This window comes from Promicromonospora sp. NPDC052451, from assembly GCF_044547525.1.
GTDB lineage: Bacteria > Actinomycetota > Actinomycetes > Actinomycetales > Cellulomonadaceae > Promicromonospora.
In genome coordinates this window covers 561,074-578,372 of sequence record NZ_JBIUAP010000002.1, presented here as the reverse complement: position 1 = coordinate 578,372, position 17,299 = coordinate 561,074, and the positions used below count along the sequence as shown (strand labels likewise).

The 17,299-nt window shown below is 72.3% G+C and carries 19 protein-coding genes; 10 read left to right on the top strand and 9 right to left on the bottom strand.

The annotated features are described in order from the left end of the window. Window positions 1-67 precede the first annotated feature (67 nt). The 3 genes from ACIG47_RS05525 to ACIG47_RS05515 are packed head-to-tail and all read left to right on the top strand — an operon-like array spanning window position 68 to window position 3,143. On the top strand, window positions 68-1,369 hold the full coding sequence (locus ACIG47_RS05525) for an extracellular solute-binding protein (protein WP_397429956.1): 1,302 nt from the start codon (window positions 68-70) through the stop codon (window positions 1,367-1,369). Next, window positions 1,366-2,301, top strand: a complete 936-nt coding sequence (locus ACIG47_RS05520) for a carbohydrate ABC transporter permease (RefSeq protein ID WP_397429955.1) — start codon at window positions 1,366-1,368, stop codon at window positions 2,299-2,301. The genes ACIG47_RS05525 and ACIG47_RS05520 overlap by 4 nt, the downstream gene beginning before the upstream one ends. Then, window positions 2,301-3,143 (top strand): carbohydrate ABC transporter permease, encoded by an 843-nt coding sequence (locus ACIG47_RS05515; RefSeq protein WP_397409841.1) that lies wholly within the window; start codon window positions 2,301-2,303, stop codon window positions 3,141-3,143. The genes ACIG47_RS05520 and ACIG47_RS05515 overlap by 1 nt, the downstream gene beginning before the upstream one ends. A 12-nt stretch (window positions 3,144-3,155) precedes the next feature. On the opposite strand, the gene ACIG47_RS05510 is transcribed toward ACIG47_RS05515, so the two are convergent. The 3 genes from ACIG47_RS05510 to ACIG47_RS05500 all read right to left on the bottom strand — a co-directional run bounded on the left by ACIG47_RS05510 (window position 3,156) and on the right by ACIG47_RS05500 (window position 5,407). Further along, entirely contained in the window at window positions 3,156-4,127 is a 972-nt protein-coding gene (locus tag ACIG47_RS05510; protein WP_397429954.1) for an MsnO8 family LLM class oxidoreductase, read from the bottom strand. Window positions 4,128-4,210: 83 nt separating this feature from the next. After that, complete coding sequence (locus ACIG47_RS05505; RefSeq protein WP_397409837.1) at window positions 4,211-4,939, bottom strand: ATP-binding cassette domain-containing protein; 729 nt, start codon at window positions 4,937-4,939, stop codon at window positions 4,211-4,213. A gap of 9 nt (window positions 4,940-4,948) precedes the next feature. Beyond that, a complete protein-coding gene (locus ACIG47_RS05500; protein WP_397429953.1) occupies window positions 4,949-5,407 on the bottom strand; it encodes a MarR family winged helix-turn-helix transcriptional regulator in 459 nt (152 codons plus the stop codon). A gap of 106 nt (window positions 5,408-5,513) precedes the next feature. On the opposite strand from ACIG47_RS05500, the gene ACIG47_RS05495 reads away from it, so the two are divergent. Together ACIG47_RS05495 and ACIG47_RS05490 are read left to right on the top strand one after the other, a co-directional pair. Further along, entirely contained in the window at window positions 5,514-6,590 is a 1,077-nt protein-coding gene (locus tag ACIG47_RS05495; protein ID WP_397429952.1) for an LLM class flavin-dependent oxidoreductase, read from the top strand. Further along, complete coding sequence (locus tag ACIG47_RS05490) at window positions 6,583-7,140, top strand: NAD(P)H-dependent oxidoreductase (RefSeq protein ID WP_397429951.1); 558 nt, start codon at window positions 6,583-6,585, stop codon at window positions 7,138-7,140. The genes ACIG47_RS05495 and ACIG47_RS05490 overlap by 8 nt, the downstream gene beginning before the upstream one ends. Before the next feature lie 28 nt (window positions 7,141-7,168). On the opposite strand, the gene ACIG47_RS05485 is transcribed toward ACIG47_RS05490, so the two are convergent. Beyond that, entirely contained in the window at window positions 7,169-7,906 is a 738-nt protein-coding gene (locus ACIG47_RS05485; RefSeq protein ID WP_397429950.1) for a MerR family transcriptional regulator, read from the bottom strand. 22 nt (window positions 7,907-7,928) lie between these two features. Continuing rightward, complete coding sequence (locus tag ACIG47_RS05480) at window positions 7,929-8,879, bottom strand: lysostaphin resistance A-like protein (protein ID WP_397429949.1); 951 nt, start codon at window positions 8,877-8,879, stop codon at window positions 7,929-7,931. 174 nt (window positions 8,880-9,053) lie between these two features. On the opposite strand from ACIG47_RS05480, the gene ACIG47_RS05475 reads away from it, so the two are divergent. Together ACIG47_RS05475 and ACIG47_RS05470 are read left to right on the top strand one after the other, a co-directional pair. Further along, on the top strand, window positions 9,054-9,788 hold the full coding sequence (locus tag ACIG47_RS05475) for a MerR family transcriptional regulator (protein ID WP_397429948.1): 735 nt from the start codon (window positions 9,054-9,056) through the stop codon (window positions 9,786-9,788). 119 nt (window positions 9,789-9,907) lie between these two features. Continuing rightward, window positions 9,908-11,818, top strand: a complete 1,911-nt coding sequence (locus ACIG47_RS05470; RefSeq protein ID WP_397429947.1) for a S9 family peptidase — start codon at window positions 9,908-9,910, stop codon at window positions 11,816-11,818. Here ACIG47_RS05470 and ACIG47_RS05465 read toward each other — a convergent pair. The 3 genes from ACIG47_RS05465 to ACIG47_RS05455 are packed head-to-tail and all read right to left on the bottom strand — an operon-like array spanning window position 11,815 to window position 14,564. Continuing rightward, window positions 11,815-12,801 carry a pirin family protein gene (locus tag ACIG47_RS05465; RefSeq protein ID WP_397429946.1) on the bottom strand — a complete coding sequence of 329 codons (987 nt, stop codon included), beginning with the start codon at window positions 12,799-12,801 and terminating at the stop codon, window positions 11,815-11,817. The two genes, ACIG47_RS05470 and ACIG47_RS05465, sit on opposite strands and share 4 nt — an antisense overlap. 48 nt (window positions 12,802-12,849) lie before the next feature. Continuing rightward, complete coding sequence (locus tag ACIG47_RS05460) at window positions 12,850-13,497, bottom strand: NADPH-dependent F420 reductase (protein WP_397429945.1); 648 nt, start codon at window positions 13,495-13,497, stop codon at window positions 12,850-12,852. After that, window positions 13,494-14,564, bottom strand: coding sequence for an LLM class flavin-dependent oxidoreductase (locus ACIG47_RS05455; protein WP_397429944.1), 1,071 nt, complete (start codon window positions 14,562-14,564; stop codon window positions 13,494-13,496). The genes ACIG47_RS05460 and ACIG47_RS05455 overlap by 4 nt, the downstream gene beginning before the upstream one ends. An 89-nt stretch (window positions 14,565-14,653) precedes the next feature. Here ACIG47_RS05455 and ACIG47_RS05450 point away from each other — a divergent pair, with 89 nt between their 5' ends. From ACIG47_RS05450 to ACIG47_RS05440, 3 genes are read left to right on the top strand one after another with little or no spacing between them, the layout of a single operon-like run. Beyond that, on the top strand, window positions 14,654-15,163 hold the full coding sequence (locus ACIG47_RS05450; protein ID WP_397409815.1) for a MarR family winged helix-turn-helix transcriptional regulator: 510 nt from the start codon (window positions 14,654-14,656) through the stop codon (window positions 15,161-15,163). Window positions 15,164-15,188: 25 nt separating this feature from the next. Then, window positions 15,189-16,085 carry a VOC family protein gene (locus ACIG47_RS05445; protein ID WP_397429943.1) on the top strand — a complete coding sequence of 299 codons (897 nt, stop codon included), beginning with the start codon at window positions 15,189-15,191 and terminating at the stop codon, window positions 16,083-16,085. Window positions 16,086-16,136: 51 nt separating this feature from the next. Then, entirely contained in the window at window positions 16,137-16,514 is a 378-nt protein-coding gene (locus ACIG47_RS05440; protein WP_397429942.1) for a GNAT family N-acetyltransferase, read from the top strand. Window positions 16,515-16,527: 13 nt separating this feature from the next. Here the strand turns inward: ACIG47_RS05440 and ACIG47_RS05435 are convergent, their stop codons facing one another. Next, window positions 16,528-17,262, bottom strand: a complete 735-nt coding sequence (locus ACIG47_RS05435; protein WP_397429941.1) for a response regulator transcription factor — start codon at window positions 17,260-17,262, stop codon at window positions 16,528-16,530. Between the last annotated feature and the right edge of the window lie 37 nt (window positions 17,263-17,299).

Below are 17,299 nucleotides of genomic sequence, written 5' to 3'. Positions count from 1 at the left end.
GTTTTTGAAACAGTCGAAACTATTTCAGAACGGTCGACGACGCTGTCGGCAGGAGAGGACTCGGACAATGAGGCTGAGGATCGGACGACGCACGGGTGCCGTGGTGGCGGTCGTGACCGCGGCGGCTGTGCTGGCGGCGTGCGGAGGTGGCAGGCAGCCCGGCGGGGCCCCTCAGGGCGGAGCGAGCGCATGGGCTCTGACCGGAGAGAGCGGCGACGTGCTCGGCGCCCGATTCGACGCGTGGAACGAGGCGAACCCGGACGAGCAGTTCGCCGTCGAGTACTTCGCCAACGACGCCTACAAGGAGAAGATCCGCACCGCCGTCGGCGCGGGGAACGCGCCGACCCTCATCTACTCGTGGGCCGGCGGCACCCTGGAGGACTACGTCGCGAACGGCAACGTCGTCGACCTGGGCGACAGCACGGCGCGGCTCGAGGAGGAGCTCATCCCCTCGGTCGCCGCCAACGGCCAGGTCGACGGCACGTCGTACGCCGTCCCCACCACGCACAGCCAGCCGGTCGTCCTGTACTACAACCAGGAGGTCCTCGACGCCGCCGGCGTCGAGGTCCCGACCACCTACGACGAGCTGCTCGACGCCGTGGGCACGCTCCAGGACCACGACGTGATCCCGATCGCGCTGGCGGGCCAGAGCGTGTGGCCCGAGCTGATGTGGATCCAGTACCTGACCGACCGCATCGGCGGCCCGGAGGTCTTCCAGGCCGTGCTCGACGGCGAGGAGGGCGCGTGGTCGGACCCGGCGATCGTCGAGGCCACGACCAAGATCCGCGAGCTGGTCGACGCCGGCGCGTTCGGCGACACGTTCGGGTCGGTCAACGCCGACCAGAACGGCGACACCGCCCTGGTCCAGACCGGCAAGGCGGCGTTCATCCTGCAGGGCAGCTGGGTCTACCCGGACTTCGCCGCGGGCGCCCCGGAGCTCGTCGAGTCCGGCGGGCTCGGCTACACGTCGTTCCCGCTCGTCGACGGCGGCGCCGGCGACCCGGCCAACATCGTGGGCAACCCGTCGAACTTCTGGTCGGTGTCCGCCGACGCCTCGGAGGAGGCGCAGGCGACGGCGAAGAAGTTCATCGAGACCGAGGTGCTGAACGACGCCGCGGTCGACGACCTCCTCGCCATCGGCACCGTGCCGCCGATCGTCGGCATCGAGGACAAGATCGCCGAGCAGGACGACGCCGACTACCTGTCGTTCGTCTACGGCCTGGTCAGCGACGCGCCGCACTTCCAGCTCTCCTGGGACCAGGCGCTGCCGCCCGCCCAGTCGCAGGCGCTGCTGGACAACCTGAGCCAGCTCTTCCTCGGGCAGATCGACCCGCAGCAGTTCTCCGACGCCATGGACGCGACGCTGTGACGGTGGCGGCCCCCTCCGCGAGCCCCGCCCGTTCCCGTCCGGACCGCCGCCCGGGAACGGGCCGCGCGCAGGGCCCGTCGGTCTGGATGGCCACGCCGGCCCTCGCGCTGTTCGGGCTCTTCGCGGTGGTCCCGCTCGTCGGGGTGCTCGTGCTGTCCTTCATGAGCTGGGACGGGCTGGGCGACCCGGCCTGGACCGGGACCGACAACTGGGGGCGCACCCTGTCGGACCCGGTGACGCTCAACGCGATGCGGCTGACCGCCGTCGTCACGATCGTGTCGTGGCTGTTCCAGGCCCCGGTGTCGTTGCTGCTCGGCGTCTTCATGGCCGGCCGGCAGCGATACCGGGCGGTGCTGTCGGTGCTGTACTTCCTGCCGCTGCTGTTCTCCGCGGCGGCCGTCGCGATCGCCTTTCGCGCCCTGCTGGACCCGAACTTCGGCCTCGGGCCGGCTCTGGGCGTGCCGTGGCTGGCGCAGGACTGGATCGGGAACCCCGACCTGGCGCTGTGGGTCGTGCTGTTCGTCATCGGCTGGTGCTTCGTGCCGTTCCACTCGCTGCTCTACCAGGGCGGGGTACGGCAGATCCCCGTGTCCCTGTACGAGGCGGCGCTCCTGGACGGCGCCGGGCGGGTGCAGCAGTTCTTCCACATCACGCTGCCGCAGCTCAAGTACACGATCATCACGTCCTCGACGCTGATGATCGTGGGCTCCCTGACGTACTTCGACCTGATCTTCGTGCTGACCGGGGGCGGCCCGGGCAACGCGACCCGCATCCTGCCGCTGGACATGTACCTGACCGGGTTCCGCAGCTACGACATGGGGCGGGCCAGCGTGATCGCGGTCATCCTCGTCGTCGTCGGGCTGGCCGTGTCGCTGGCGCTGAACCGGCTCTCGGGCGCCCACCGCATGGAGTCCCAGATGGAGGGCGTCTGATGTCCGCACCCACCGCGCGCGCCGCGCGCACCACGCCCAACGTCCTGGGCGGGCTGGCCGGCTGGCTCTGGCTGGCCGTCATCATCGTGCCGATCTACTACATCCTGGTCACGAGCCTGCGACCGCAGGAGGACTACCACTCCGAGAACACCCTGTCGTGGCCGTCCCGCCCCACGCTGGACGCCTACGGCGAGGTGCTGGCGAACGACTTCCTGCGGTACTTCGGCAACTCCGTGGTCGTCACCGTCGTCTCCGTGGCGGTGATCCTCGCCGTCTCGCTCATGGCGTCCTACGTCGTGGTCCGGTCGCGACGCCGCTCCACGGCACGGATCTTCCAGGTGTTCCTGCTGGGGATCGCCATCCCCATCCAGGCGACGATCGTCCCCGTCTACTACCTGATCGTCCAGCTCGGCCTGTACGACACGTTGTGGGCGCTGATCCTGCCCTCGATCGCCTTCGCGATCCCGCTGTCGGTGCTGATCCTGACCAACTTCCTGCGCGACGTGCCGGGCGAGCTGTTCGAGTCGATGAAGGTCGACGGCGCGGGCGAGTGGCGCACCCTGTGGAGCCTGGCGGTACCGCTGACCCGCCCCGCGATCGTCACGGTCGGGGTCTACAACGCGCTGCACGTCTGGAACGGGTTCCTCTTCCCCCTGGTGCTCACCCAGAGCGCCGAGACCCGCGTGCTGCCGCTGTCCCTGTGGGCGTTCCAGGGCGAGTTCTCGCTCAACGTGCCCGCCGTGCTCGCCGCCGTGGTGCTGTCCGTGCTGCCCATCCTGGCTGCCTACGTGATCGGCCGCCGCCAGCTCGTGTCCGGCCTGACGGCCGGGTTCGGCAGGTGACCCCGCCAGGACTCACCGGCCGAGCGCGGCGAGCGCCTCGTCGGCCTCGGCGAGCTCGTGCCGGTCGTAGGTGCTGGTCGTCGCCAGCACCTCGGCCGCACCGGTCCGCGCCGTCAGCGCCGCGAGTTCCGCCGCCACCTGCTCCGCGGTGCCGGCGATCACGCCGCCGTACCCCCGGTCCACCGCCGCCCGGACCTTGGGGCTGGCCGTGTCGAGGAGGCGGCGGACGTCGTCGAGCGGACGCAGGGCGGTGAACCCGCCGGTCTCCCGTGAGCTGGCCAGCGCCCAGATCTCGGGCAGCAGCAGGTCTCGCGCCCGCTCCTCGGAGCCGGCCACGGCGACGTCGACGCTCGCCACCAGGTACGGCTCGGGCACCGCCGGGCTGGGGCGGAAGTCGCGGACGTAGGCGCTGGTCGCGTCCGTGTCCCGCAGCAGCGGCCCGCCGATGACGGCCGGCAGCCCGAGTCGCGCCGCCAGCTCCAGGCCGTTCTTGATCGCCAGCAGGAACAGCGGCGGCGGCGCGACGTGCGGCCGGGCCACGACGGCGTCGTCGGGCCCGCCGTGCAGGTAGGAGCGAAGCTCCTCGACGGCCCGCGCGTGCTCCTCCGGATCCAGGGTGGTGCGACCGAGCGCACGGCGGATCGCGGACGTGAACGCCAGCGACGCACCGATGCCCACGTCGATCCGTCCCGGGTGGAGCGCCTCGAGCAGCCGCACCTGCTCGGCCGCCACGAGCGGGGTGTGGTTCGGGAGCATGATGCCCCCGGTGCCGAGGCGGATCGTCCGGGTCCGCGCGCCGATCGCGGCCAGCAGCACGGTGGGCGCGGCGCTCGCGATGCCGGGCACGGAGTGGTGCTCGGCCACCCAGAACCGGTGCAGGCCGAGGCGTTCGGCCCGGACGGCGCGCTCGACGGTCCCGGTGACCGCGTCGGCGTCCGACTCCCCCAGGCGGGTTCGGGTGCGGTCCAGGAGCGAGATGCGCACGGCGGGTCCTCTCGGTTCGGGGGCTGGTCCCTTCTGGCGAACCTGGCGGCCGGGCCGGAACATTCCCCGGACCGCCCGACCGCTCACGCCCCGTCGAAGAACGTCCCCGGCCGCCCCAGGAACCTCTTCCACAGCGCCACCGACTCCAGCTCGGACCACGTGCGCTCCGCGATGCCCTGCTCGGTCATCTCCAGGATCTGCGCCCCGGGGATCGCCGCGACCAGCGGCGAGTGCGTCGCGTAGATCACCTGCGCGGCATGGTCGGCCACGAGGTCCTGCAACCGGTAGAGCAGCTGCAGGGTCGACTCGAACGACAGCGGCCCCTCGGCCTCGTCGAGCAGGTACAGGCCGGGGCCGTCGAACCGGCCGGCGATCGCCTGGAGGTAGGACTCACCGTGGCTGACCTCCGTCGACAGCCGGTCCCCGTACCCCTGCACCCCGGCCTCGGTCATGTAGGCGAGCATCCCGAACGCGGTCTCGGCCCGCAGGTAGAACCCCTTCGCCTGACGACGCGTCATCCGGGCCCCCACCGCCGACCGGTCCAGGGCGATCACCTCGCCCAGCGGGCTCACGTCCTGACCGCTGGCGTACCTCCGGCCGCCGTGCCCGCCACGCACGTCCAGCCCGTACCCCTCGGCGATGGCTTCGAGCAGGGTGGACTTGCCCGACCCGTTCGCCCCCACCAGGACCACGATGTCGCTGGTGAACGCCACGCCACGGGTGAGCAGCTCACCGATCGCCGGCACCGTCCACGGCCAGGTCGCGCGGTCCTCGACCGCCCCTGCGGGAACACGAACGTTCTCGATCAGCACCGCACCAGGCTAGCGACGCCGGTCGCCCTCCTGGTCCGCAAGGCTCGCCCAGACGCCGGCCAGCGCCCGGAGCTGCTCGTCGCTCAGCCTGCCGAGGAAGAGCCTCTGGATGTCGGCGTGCTGCTGCTTCCAGGCCGCGCGCAGCAACGACCGTCCCGCTCGGGTCAGCGCGATCTCGTACCCCCGGCCGTCGGTGGGGACGCGGCGGCGCTCGATCAGGCCACGCTTCTCCAGGCGGTCCGCGAGCCGGGAGAACCCTCCGGTCGACATCATCCGCAGCTCGGCCAGCTCCGTCAGCCGCATCCCGTCCCGTCCGGCCTCCCCCAGCAGCCCCAGCACGCTGTACTCGGCCATGCTGACCCCGAGCGGGACCAGACCCGCCTCCATCTCGCGCCAGATGCGCTCGTGGGTGACCAGGAAGCCGCGCCACGCCTCGTCCTCGAGCTCGGTCAGCCGTTCGGTCGCCATGGACAAAACCTAGTCCACACGCGACGCGGTTGACGGAATAGTTGCTTGCGCAGGAAGGTTGTTCCGGGTAGTCACAGGTCGTGGCACCACGGAGAGGACGCAGGCGATGGCATTCGAGATCGGCATCATGACCTTCGGCGAGGTCACACCCGACCCGGTGAGCGGCGCCGTCCGCACCCCTCACCAGCGAGCCCGGGAGACCATCGAGCTGGCCCGGGTGGCCGACGAGGTCGGGCTGGACGTCTTCGGCATGGGCGAGCACCACCGCACCGACTTCGTCGGCTCCGCCCCCACCATCGTGCTGGCGGCGGCGGCCGAGGCGACCCGGCGCATCAGGCTCACCAGCGCCGTCACGGTGCTGGGCTCCGAGGACCCGGTGCGCGTCTGGGAACAGTTCGCCACCATCGACCTGATCTCCGCCGGCCGCGCGGAGATCATCGCGGGCAGGGGCTCCTACACCGAGTCGTTCCCGCTGTTCGGGTACGACCTGGCGGACTACTCCGAGCTGTTCCGCGAGAAGCTCGACCTGCTGCTCCGCATCCGCCAGGAGAACCCGGTCACCTGGTCCGGGACACTGCGGCCGCCCCTCGTGAACGCCGACATCGGGCCGCGCGCGTACGGGGACACCATCCCGGTCTGGGTCGGCGTCGGGGGCTCCCCCGCGTCGGCGATGAGCACGGGCACGCTCGGCCTCCCGCTCGCCCTCGCCATCCTGTTCGGCCCGATGGACCTGCACCGCGAGTCGGTCGAGCTGTACCGCGCGGCCGCCGAGCAGGCCGGGCACGACCCGTCGACCCTGCCCGTGAGCATGAGCGTCGGCGGCTACGTGGGCAGCAGCGCGCGGCAGGCGCGCGACACCATGTACCCCTCCTTCGCCCGGTTCATGATGGAGCACAACCACCAGCGCGGCCGCGGGATGCTGCTGCCACGCGACGCCTTCGACGCCGGGGCGTCGCACGGCGGCAGCTACATCGTCGGCGACCCGGACGAGGTCACCGACAAGATCCTCCGCTTCCAGGAGCTGTACGGCCTGACCCGCATCATCATCCAGATGGGGGCCGGGAGCATGCCGCAGCGCGAGCTCCTGGACGCCGTCGAGCGCCTCGGCACCGAGGTCGCCCCGGCCGTCCGCAAGGCGCTCGGCGAGCAGCACACCACGGACGAGGAGCCCGGCGATGCCTGAGCCCGCGCCGCTGCGTGTCGTCGTCGTCAACGGGAGCCCCAGCGAGAGGTCCAGGACGGCGGCGCTCGCCGACGTCGCCGTCCGCACTCTGGAACGGATGACGCCGGTCGAGGTGCACCGCGTCGACGTCTACCGGCTCGGCGCCGGCTTCACCGGCGCCCTCGACCGGGAGAGCGTCACGGCGGAGGTCGAGGCCGAGCTGCGCGCCGCCGAGCACGCCGACCTGCTCATCGCGGCGACCCCGATCTTCCGCGGCTCCTACACCGGCCTGTTCAAGCACTTCTTCGACCTGGTCGAGCAGTACGCCCTGGCCAACAGGCCGGTGCTCCTGCTGGCGACCGGTGGCGGCGACCACCACGCGCTCGTCCTCGACCACGCGCTGCGGCCGCTGTTCGCGTTCTTCCAGGCACTCACCCTGCCCGTGGCCGTCTACGCGTCCTCCGGCGACTTCGACGGGACCGCCCTCCTCAACCCGCGCGTCTACGGCCGCATCCAGACGGCGTTCGACGACGCAGCGGACCTGCTGCGCCGCCGGTCGGTCGCCGTCTGAGCCACCGTCCGAACGCCAGGTCCGGGGGTCAAGCGCTCTTCCCTCCCACCGCCCCCGAGGCCGAGCTCAGCGCGTGCGCCCGCCGCAGCACGTCCAGCTGCGCCGAGCTGTACAGCGCCTGCAGTGCCTGCCCCACGGCCTGCCGCGTCGCCTCCGCCTGCCGAGGCGACGCGGCCCTGGGTTCCATCGTCACCGACCCGTTGGCGCCGACGAACGGTGCCATCCGTTCGGCCAGCGCCTGCCGCGTGGCCTCGTCCGCATCCGTCGGCAGGTCGCGGAACTCCTCGTCGAGGGCCTCGTGGGGGTTGGCCGCGAGCAGCTCGCGCAACGCGGCCATCGACTCCTCGGTGAAGAGCTGGGCGTAGATCGTCAGGAGCGCCCGGTCGTTGTCACGCAGGGGCCGCGCCACGTCGTGGAACGTGGCGGGCACGTCCGGCGTCGCACCGGGACGGGACAGTGCGGCCAGCTCCTGGCGGACGCCCTGGATCCGTTCGACCGTGGCCGCGAGCTCGGCGTCGATCTCCTGGAAGACGGACGGGTCGCCGCCCGCCGTGGTTCCCAGCTCGGCCACCTGCGCGAGCGAGAGGCCCAGGCTCGTCAGCCGCTTGATCTGCAGCAGCCGGGTCAGGTGGCGTACCTCGTAGCGCTTGTTGTAGCCGTTCGGCGCACGGTCGGGCTCGTCGAGCAGGCCGATGGCGTGGTAGTAGCGCACCGTCTTGACCGTCGTGCCCGACAGCTCGGCGATCTGACGGGTGCTCCACGCCATGGTGCCTCACTCTCTCGGTGGTCTACTTCCTAACGCGTGCGCGGCGTTCGCGCATCCAGACCAGCACGACCATGGCGATGTTGACGGCGGCGAGGATGAGCAGGGCCGCGTCGCCGGTGTCGGTCGATCGGTCGATGGTGTAGCCCTTGCCGTCGGACATCAGGGTGTTGACGGACGAGAACAGCACGTTGTTGGCGATGTGGAACGCAGCGGGTGCCTCGATGCCGCGGCTGATGATCGCCATCAGGCCCGTGGCCAGGCCGATGAAGGTGTAGTAGCCGAACAGCCAGGGGTCGCTGGACCCGTGCAGCATCGCGAAGCCCACGGCCGAGACGACGATCCCGACGGCGAGCGCCGGGCGGACCGCGCGTACCCAGGAGGCCGCGGCGGGCAGCACGGCGCTGCGGAACATCAGCTCCTCGCCGACCGACTGGATCGGGGTGCTCACGAGCGTGACTACCAGCATGAAGATCGTCGTGCCGGTGAACCCGAACGCGACCCAGCCCGGGGACTCGGGCGCGACGAGCGCCACGACGCCGATGCCCACGGCCACCAGCACGGCCGCGCCGAGCAGGTACTGCCCCAGCCGGCGGCCGTCGAACGCGCGCGGCGAGCTGATCAGGCTGCGCCACGGCACCTTGGCCAGCGCGGCCAGCAGCACGATCGCGAGCAGGCCCGACAGGCCCACGCTCAGGTTGATCGCGAGGAGCTTCAGCGGTGTGAAGGTGGGCGACAACGGGTCGTCGGATCCCTCGATGACGGCGACGATCTGGTAGAAGACCACCTGGAGCACCACCATCACCAGGGCGGGCACGATGATGACGACCAACGGCTTCCACCAGCTCATGCGCAGGTGCGCGCCGAACGGCCGCGAGCCGTCGAGGCCCGGGGGCGGGGCGTCCGTCCCGTCCGGGACGCGGCCGGCAGGTCGGGTCACCGGGGCCCAGGGGGCGCCGGACTCTGAGGTACTCACGATCGGTCTTCCTCTTCTCGGTGGCGGATCGATGGATCCACCCCTGAGTGGACACTGTGCCCTCGGGGCAGAGGCAAGTGCTCGGCGGGGAGGCCGGTACGGGGGCCGTACGTCACGCTGGACCGGCTGGGACCGCGGCTCGTCGAGCCGCCGACAACGGAGAGGAGGGCCCCTGTGCTCACCAGTGAGCTCGCCGCGCTGGCCGGCGTCACCGTCCGGACGTTGCGCCACTACCACCAGATCGGACTGCTGCCCGAACCCCCGCGCACGGCTGGGGGCTACCGGAGCTACGACGTCGGCCACCTGGTCCGGCTCCTGCGCATCACGAGGACGGCGGCGCTCGGCGTCCCGTTGTCGGACCTGCCGTCGGTCCTGGACGATCCGGCGGCCGCCGGGGAGCTGCTGGACGAGCTGGATCGCCGGGCGGCCGGGGAGATCGAGCGGCTGACCGCGCGCCGGGCCGACATCGCCGCGCTGCGCCGCGCGGGCGTGCCGCCCGACCTTCCTCCCGAGGTCTCCGGCTGGCGGTCCCCCGCGGACGGCCTTCCGGCGGACATGGCGCGCTACGAGCACGAACAGCTCGTCCTGGCCGCGCACCTGCTCGGCGCGGCCGACCTCGCGGGCCTGGCCGCGCTGCTCGGTACGCCCGGGGAGCCGGTCGTGCCCGCTGACCTGACGGCACGGTTCTACGCCCTGGACGACGCCACCCCCCACGACGAGGTCGCGGCGCTCGTCGGCGAGCTGACGACGCACCTCGGGCGGGCGCTGGCGCGACTGACCGACCCGCCCGGCGTCGACGCGCGGTCCGCCGCCCTGCTGGACGAGCTGTCGGAGCAGACGCTGCGCCCCGTGCAGCGCGACGTCCTGCGCCGGGTCCAGAGGCGGCTGGCCCGGCTCGGCGAGGCCTGACCAGGGCGCGGCGGGCCGGCGCCGTGTGACCGGCGTCACGCGGCCGGGGGTTGAGCCCGACGCGACGTCGGGGTCTGGACTCGGGGGTGCACGCACCGACCGAGAGCGAGGACCCCGCCATGACCGCACCGCCGCCCCTGATCCCCGTCGAAGACCTCTTCGGCCTGCCCGTCCGCAGCCGGGCCGTGCTGTCCCCCGACGGCACGAGGGTCGCCTACCTCGCGCCGTGGCGCGACCGGCTCAACGTCTTCCTCCGGGACGTCGACTCCGACTGGGCCACCCCCGACGACGAGGGCGACGGCGCCGCGCGCCGGGTCACGTCCGACACGCGGCGGAACATCGACAGCTTCTTCTGGTCCGCCGACGGCCGCTACCTCCTGTTCCTGCAGGACACCGACGGCGACGAGAACTGGCACCTGCACCGCGCCGACGCGGACCGTCCCGACGAGCCCGCCGCCGACCTGACCCCCTACGCGGGCGTGCGGCTGCTCCACGCCCAGCTCCCGCCGGACCTGCCCGGTACCGCGCTCGTGCAGCTCAACCTGCGCCGCCCCGACCTGATCGACGTCTTCGCGCTCGACCTGGTGACCGCGGAGCTCACCACCGTCGCGGAGAACCCCGGCGACGTCGTCGGCTGGCTGCCCACCTCCGGCGGGCTGCTGGCCCACACCATGGAGGAGGGCGGTGACCACGTGCTCTCGTGGTGGGACCGCGACGAGCGGCGACCGATCGCGCGGCTCTCCGGCGTCGACCACCCGTTCGGGTTCCAGCCGGCGGTGCCCACACCGGACGGGACGGGTCTGTGGACCGGTTCGACGCGCGGGACGGACCGCACCCGCCTGGTCCGGCTCGACCTGGCCACCGGGGAGCAGACCGGCGTGGACGGCCACCCCTCCTTCGACCTGGACACGCCCCGCCCCGAGGCCGACCCCCGCTACCCGTCCTCGCTGATCCTGCACCCGGGCACCGGTGACCTGCTCGGCGCCCGCTACCTCGGCGCACGGCAGGAGATCCACGCGCTGGACGAGCACTTCGCCGAGGTCCTGCCCCGGCTGGCCGAGCTGTCCGACGGCGACCTGGCCCATGTGTCCTGCGACACCACGGCACGGCGCTGGGTGGTGGACTTCACGCACGACCGGGACCCCGGCGTCACCTGGTTCTACGACCATGCCACGGGACGGTCGCGCCGCCTGTTCCGCCCCTTCCCCCACCTCGACCCCGAGCGGCTCGCCCCGGTCGCACCGGTCACCGTCACCGCTCGCGACGGCATCGACCTGCCCTGCCACGTCACCCTGCCGGTCGGGGTGGAGCCGCACCGGCTGCCGACCGTGCTGCTGGTCCACGGCGGGCCGTGGTACCGCGACAGCTGGACCTACGACCCGGAGGTGCAGCTCCTGGCCAACCGCGGCTACGCGGTGCTGCAGGTCGACTTCCGGGGCTCCACCGGGTACGGCAAGGCCCACATGCAGGCAGGGATCGGCCAGTTCGCGGGCCGGATGCACGACGACCTGATCGACGCCGTCGACTGGGCGGCCGGACAGGGCTGGGCGGACCCGGACCGGGTGGCGGTCTACGGTTCCTCCTACGGGGGATACGCCGCGCTCGTGGGTGCCGCGTTCACCCCGGACCGGTTCGCCGCAGCGGTGAGCTACACCGGCATGTCGGACCTCGTGGACCTCGTGGAGTCCGTGGTGCCGTTCGCCCGCCGCGCCGTCGAGAACAGCTATCTGCGGTACATCGGCGACCCGGACGACCCGGACCAGCGCGCCGACATGCTCGCCCGCTCACCGATCAGCCGGGTCGACGACATCACCGCGCCGGTGCTGCTGATCCACGGCGCCAACGACGTCCGCGTGGCCCGCAGCCACTCCGACCGCGTGGCCGAGGCGCTGCGCGCCCGCGGCGCCGAGGTGGAGTACCTGCTCAACGGGAACGAAGGTCACTGGTTCATCAACCCGGACAGCAACATCGAGCTGTACCGCACGCTCGACCGGTTCCTCGCCCGGCACCTGGGCGGGCGGGCCGGCTAGGACGGGCGCCCGGTCCGCACCGGCGGGTTGCGTCGTGGCGTCATGATCGCGTCCGGCACCGGCGGTGCGGGCAGGGGCTGCCCGTGGTAACCCTCGACGCTCCCGAACCGGCCGGACGCGGCCTCCCAGTCCTGGCGGGCCTGCAGGATCTCCGCGTGGTCCCGCACGACGAAGTTCCACCACATGACGATCTCCTCCTCGAACGGCGGGCCGCCGAGCAGGATCGTGCGGGCCGGGGTGTCCGCGTGGTTCGTCACGGTCAGGGTGCCGACGCCGGGCGCCACGTAGCCGAGCTCCGCCGCCGGGACCGGGGTGCCCTCCAGCCGCACGTCACCGGCGTCGACGAGCAGGCCGTGCTCGAACCCGGGATCGACGCGCAGCGTCACCGTGGCGTGCGGCTCGACGTCGACCTGTGCGCCCAGCAGGGGCGTGAACGTGCGCACCGGCGACGTCTCGCCGTGCAGCGACCCGAGGAAGACCCGCAGCTCGGCCCCCTCGATCCGCACCGGCTCCGGCACGTGGTGCTGGAAGTTGCGTGCGGCGTCCCGGTCGGCGTCGGGCAGGGCCACCCAGAGCTGCACGCCGTGCAGGCGCGTGGTGTCCGCCGTGGAGACCTCGGAGTGGGCGATGCCACGGCCGCCCGTCATGAGGTTCAGCTCCCCCGGCCGGATGTACGAGTGGGTGCCCAGGCTGTCCCGGTGCTCGATCGTGCCGCTGAACAGCCAGCTCACCGTCTGCAGACCAGTGTGCGGGTGCGGCGGCATGTCCATGCCGCCCGCCGTGACCTCGACCGGGCCGTAGTGGTCGGCGAAGCACCACGCGCCGATCAGCGTCCGGGCCCGCTGCGGGATGGTGCGCCGTACCTGCAGGGCCCGCGTCCCGCCCAGGGGCACCTCGCGCGCCGAGAGCACCTCGACCCTGTCCGTGCTCCGGGCGTCCGCCCCGCAGCGCACCGCTTCCGAGACCGCTTCCTGATTGCTCACCTGGGCCACTTCCTGTCGTGTCGTCGATGGGACTCTGGTCGTGCTCGCCTACGGCGTCGGTACGGCCACCCCGGTGAGCCGGCGGAGCTCGGTGGCCTGGACGTTGGCCCCGAAGGCCGGCGTGCCCGGCTCGAGCCGGACGCCCTCGGCGAGCGGCCCGATCAGCACGGGGTCGAAGCCGAGGTCGTCGACCAGGGCCGCGACCTCGGCGACGTCCGCCTCCGCGTCCCCGGCGACCGCGATCGCCTTGCGGCCCGGCGCCCCGGCGGGCCGGGCCCCGTCCTCCAGGTCGTGGTAGCCCATGTGGTTGAAGGCCTTGACGACGCGCGCGCCGTCGAGGAACTCCTGCACGTGCTCGCTCGACGAGACGCCCGGCGCAAGGAACCGGTCGCGCGGCCCGTCGACCTCCCACCAGTGGTTCATCGTGTCGACGACGAGCCTGCCGCGCAGCTCGTCGACGGGCAGCGCACGGTACTTGCCGAGCGGGAGCGCGAGGAGCACGACGTCGGCCTCCCGGGCGGCGTCGGCGGCCCGCACCGCGGTGGCGCCCGGGGTCAGGACGTCGACCGTGAGGGCGATCTTGTCCGGCTCCCCCGACCCCGCGACCAGGACCCGGTACCCGGCGGCGAGCGCCAGCCGGGCCAGGACCGTGCCCACCTTGCCGGCCCCGAGGATGCCGACGGTGCGAGCCGTCATCGGGCCACCTCCAGGGTGTCGGCCTTCTCCGCGAGCAGCTCGCGCACCATGGGGATCACCTTCGTGCCGTACAGCTCGACGGCGCGCAGGCGGGCGCTCGCCGAGACCGCGCCGGCGGCGGAGTAGATCAGGTCGAAGCGCCCGACGTCGAGCGCGCGGATGGCGTGGGCCATCTTGCGGGCGACGGTCTCGGGCGAGCCGATGTAGAGCGAGCCGTGCTCCACGTCGGCGTCGAACTCCTCGCGCCGCAGGGGCGGCCAGCCGCGCAGTGCGCCGATCCGGTCGCGGATCACCTTGTAGCCGGGGTAGAACAGGCGCTTGGCCTCCTCGTCGGTCTCGGCGACGAAGCCCGGGGAGTGCATCCCGACCGGGTAGGCGGTGGTGCCGAGCTGCTGCGTGGCACGCCGGTAGAGGTCGACGTAGGGGGCGAACCGGTCGGGCGCACCGCCGATGATCGCGAGCATGAGGCGGAACCCGTACTGCGCGGTGCGGATGACCGACTGCGGGGAGCCGCCGACGCCGACCCACGTGGTCAGCCGGCCGGAGTCGGTCTTGGGGAAGACCTCCGCGTCCTTGAGCGCCGCACGCGTGGTGCCCTCCCAGGTGACGGGTCCCTCGTCCAGCAGCTTGTGGAACAGGTCGATCTTCTCCTCGAAGAGGATCTCGTAGTCGGCCAGGTCGTAGCCGAACAGCGGGAAGGACTCGGTGAACGAGCCCCGGCCGAGGATCACCTCGGCGCGCCCGTCCGACAGCGCGTCGAGGGTGGCGAACCGCTGGAAGACGCGCACCGGGTCGTCGGAGGACAGGACGGTCACACCGGAGGCCAGGTGGATGCGCTCGGTGCTGGTCGCGATGCCCGCCAGCACGGTCTCGGGCGTGGAGATCGAGTACTCGGGGCGGTGGTGCTCGCCCAGGGCGACGACGTCCACCCCGGTCTGGTCGGCGAGCACCGCCTCCTGGACGGTCGCGCGGATCGCCTGGGCGTGGGAGACGACGCGGCCCTGGTCGTCGCGGGGCAGGTCGCCGAAGCTGTCGATACCGAACTGGACGGTCTGGCTGTCGGTCATGTTTCTCCTTGCAGGGGCTCCGACCACGTCGGGATTGACGTGTCAATCCTGTAACGTGCAAAGTTGACGTGTCAATCCCGGGAGGTGCCGTGGCACAGAGCACGCGCCGCGCGATGCCCACGCGCGAGCAGCTGCGCATCTGGCGCAGCTACATCGAGACCGCCGAGACGCTGCGCTCGCGCCTGGAGGGGCGCCTGCAGAGCGAGTCGTCGCTGTCGTCCGCCGACTACCGTGTGCTGCTGGCGCTGAGCGAGGCGGACCGCAGGACCCTGCGCTCCTCCGAGCTGGCCGAGCTGATCGGCTGGCAGCGCAGCCGCCTGTCGCACCACCTGGGGCGGATGGAGAAGCGCGGGCTGGTGCACCGGGCACCGTGCCCCGACGACGTGCACGGCATCGACGTGCGGCTGACCGACCTGGGTGCCGAGTCGTTCCGGCACAGCTCGGTGCCCCACCTGCAGGACGTGCACGAGCTCTTCCTCGACGCCCTCTCCCCCGAGCAGCTCGCGGCGCTCGACGACGCCACGACGGCGCTGCGCCGGCACCTCGACCCAGAGGACACCGGCCTGGCCCGGCGGCGCGACACCGCCCGGAATAGTTGATGCTTCAATTGAGTTGGCGGTGGCCATGAGCACAGACGCACGGCTCGCAGCCGACACCTCGATGGGCGCGGTCACCCTCAACGTCGCGGACCTGGACGGCATGACGGCCTACTACCGCGACGGCGTCGGCCTGACCGTCCTGGAGCAGACGGGTCCCCGGGTGGTCCTCGGCCGCCCCGGCCGAGCCGTCGTCGTCCTGGTGCACACCCCGGCCCTGCGGCACGCCTCGCCCCACGACGCGGGCCTGTTCCACACCGCGATCCTCTTCGACTCGGAGGCCGCCCTGGCCGCGGCGGTCTACTCCGTCGCCCGCCTGCGCCCCGGGTCGTTCAGCGGCTCCAGCGACCACCTCGTGAGCAAGGCGTTCTACTTCGACGACCCCGAGGGCAACGGCGTCGAGCTCTACTGGGACCGCGACCGCACGCAGTGGAGCTGGGTCCACGGCCAGGTGGAGATGGGCACCATCTTCCTCGACCCGAACGCCTACCTGCGCGAGCACCTCGACGAGCGCGGACTGGCCGGGGAAGCGCTGGGCGACGCACGCGTGGGCCACGTGCACCTGTCCGTCGGGGACATCGCCTCGGCGCGGGACTTCTACGCGACCCGGCTGGGCTTCGACGTGACCCTGACCCTGGGCGACCAGGCGCTGTTCGTCAGCGCCGGCGGCTACCACCACCACATGGCCATGAACGTGTGGCGCAGCCGCGGCGCGGGCCGCCGCCAGCCGACCCTCGGCCTGGGCCGCGTGGACATCCAGGTACCCTCCGCCGACGACGTCGGCGAGCTGACCGAACGCCTGAGGTACCACCGGGTCGCCGTGCGGGACGACGGCCGGACCGTCAGCTTCGAGGACCCCTGGGCCAACGCCGTCCGCCTGAGCACCGAGCCCACCCCGGACCACCCGACCGAGACGACCGCCTGACCTGACCGGCACGGTTCCGATGCCGCCCACCGACCGAGAGGACCCACCCCGATGACCGACGAGAGCCAGACCGAGGTCACCGTCCGCGACAACCCCGCCAAGAGCCGCTTCGACGTGCTCGTCGACGGCGCCCACGCCGGGTTCTCGATGTACAAGGACCTGGACCCGGAGGCAGAGGCGAACCCGGGGGCGGGCACCGCCACGGCGTCCGCCGGACCGCGCATCTTCTACCACACGGTGGTCTTCGACCAGTTCGAGGGGCGCGGCCTGGCCGCCGTCCTGACCCGCACGGCGCTGGACACCAGCGTCCGGGCGGGGCACCGCATCGTGGCCGTCTGCCCCTACGTGAAGAAGTGGCTCACCACGCACCACGACTTCGACGACGCCGTCGAGGACGTGCGCCGGGAGCACCTGCGCGCCCTGGCCTGAGCGGACGTCCGCCTCAGGGACCCTCGAACCGGTACCCCAGCCCCCGGACCGTGTGGATGAAGCGGGGGCTCGTGGGGCTGTCGCCGAGCTTGCGCCGCACGTTGGCCACGTGCACCTCGACCGTGCGGTGGTCCGCCTCCGTGACCTGGCCCCCGTAGCGGTACTGGTCGGGCCAGAGCTCGGCCGCCAGGTCTCCCTTGGCCACCGTGCGGCCGTGCGCGCCGTGCAGCACGGCGAGGAGGTCGAACTCGGTGCGGGTGAGCTGGACCAGCTCACCGTCCAGGCGCACCGTGCGGCGTGCGGGGTCGATCTCGAGGTGGCCGTCGACCGTGGTGGGTTCGGGCACGTCCGCGACCGGCACCGTGACCCGGCCGGCGCGACGCAGGAGCGCGTCGACCCGCGCCCGCAGCTCCCGGGGGCGGAACGGCTTGGTGACGTACTCGTCGGCGCCCACCTCCAGGCCCATGAGCGTGTCCGGCTCGCCGACCCGGGCGGTGAGCATGACCACGACCGTGTCGGAGAACGTCCGCAGCCGCCGCACGACCTCGAACCCGTCGATGTCGGGCAGCGACACGTCGACGGTCGTCACGACGGGACTGTGTGCCTTGACCAGCGCCACGCCCTGCGCGCCGGTGACCGCGGCATGAACGGTGAACCCGGCCTGCCGCAGGGTGAACTCGATGAGCGCGCGGATGTCGTCGTCGTCCTCGACGACGACCGCGACTCCCCGGTCCCAGGTTTCATCCATCTGCCGAACGTAACAACGCGGGCCCGGCGCCGCCGTC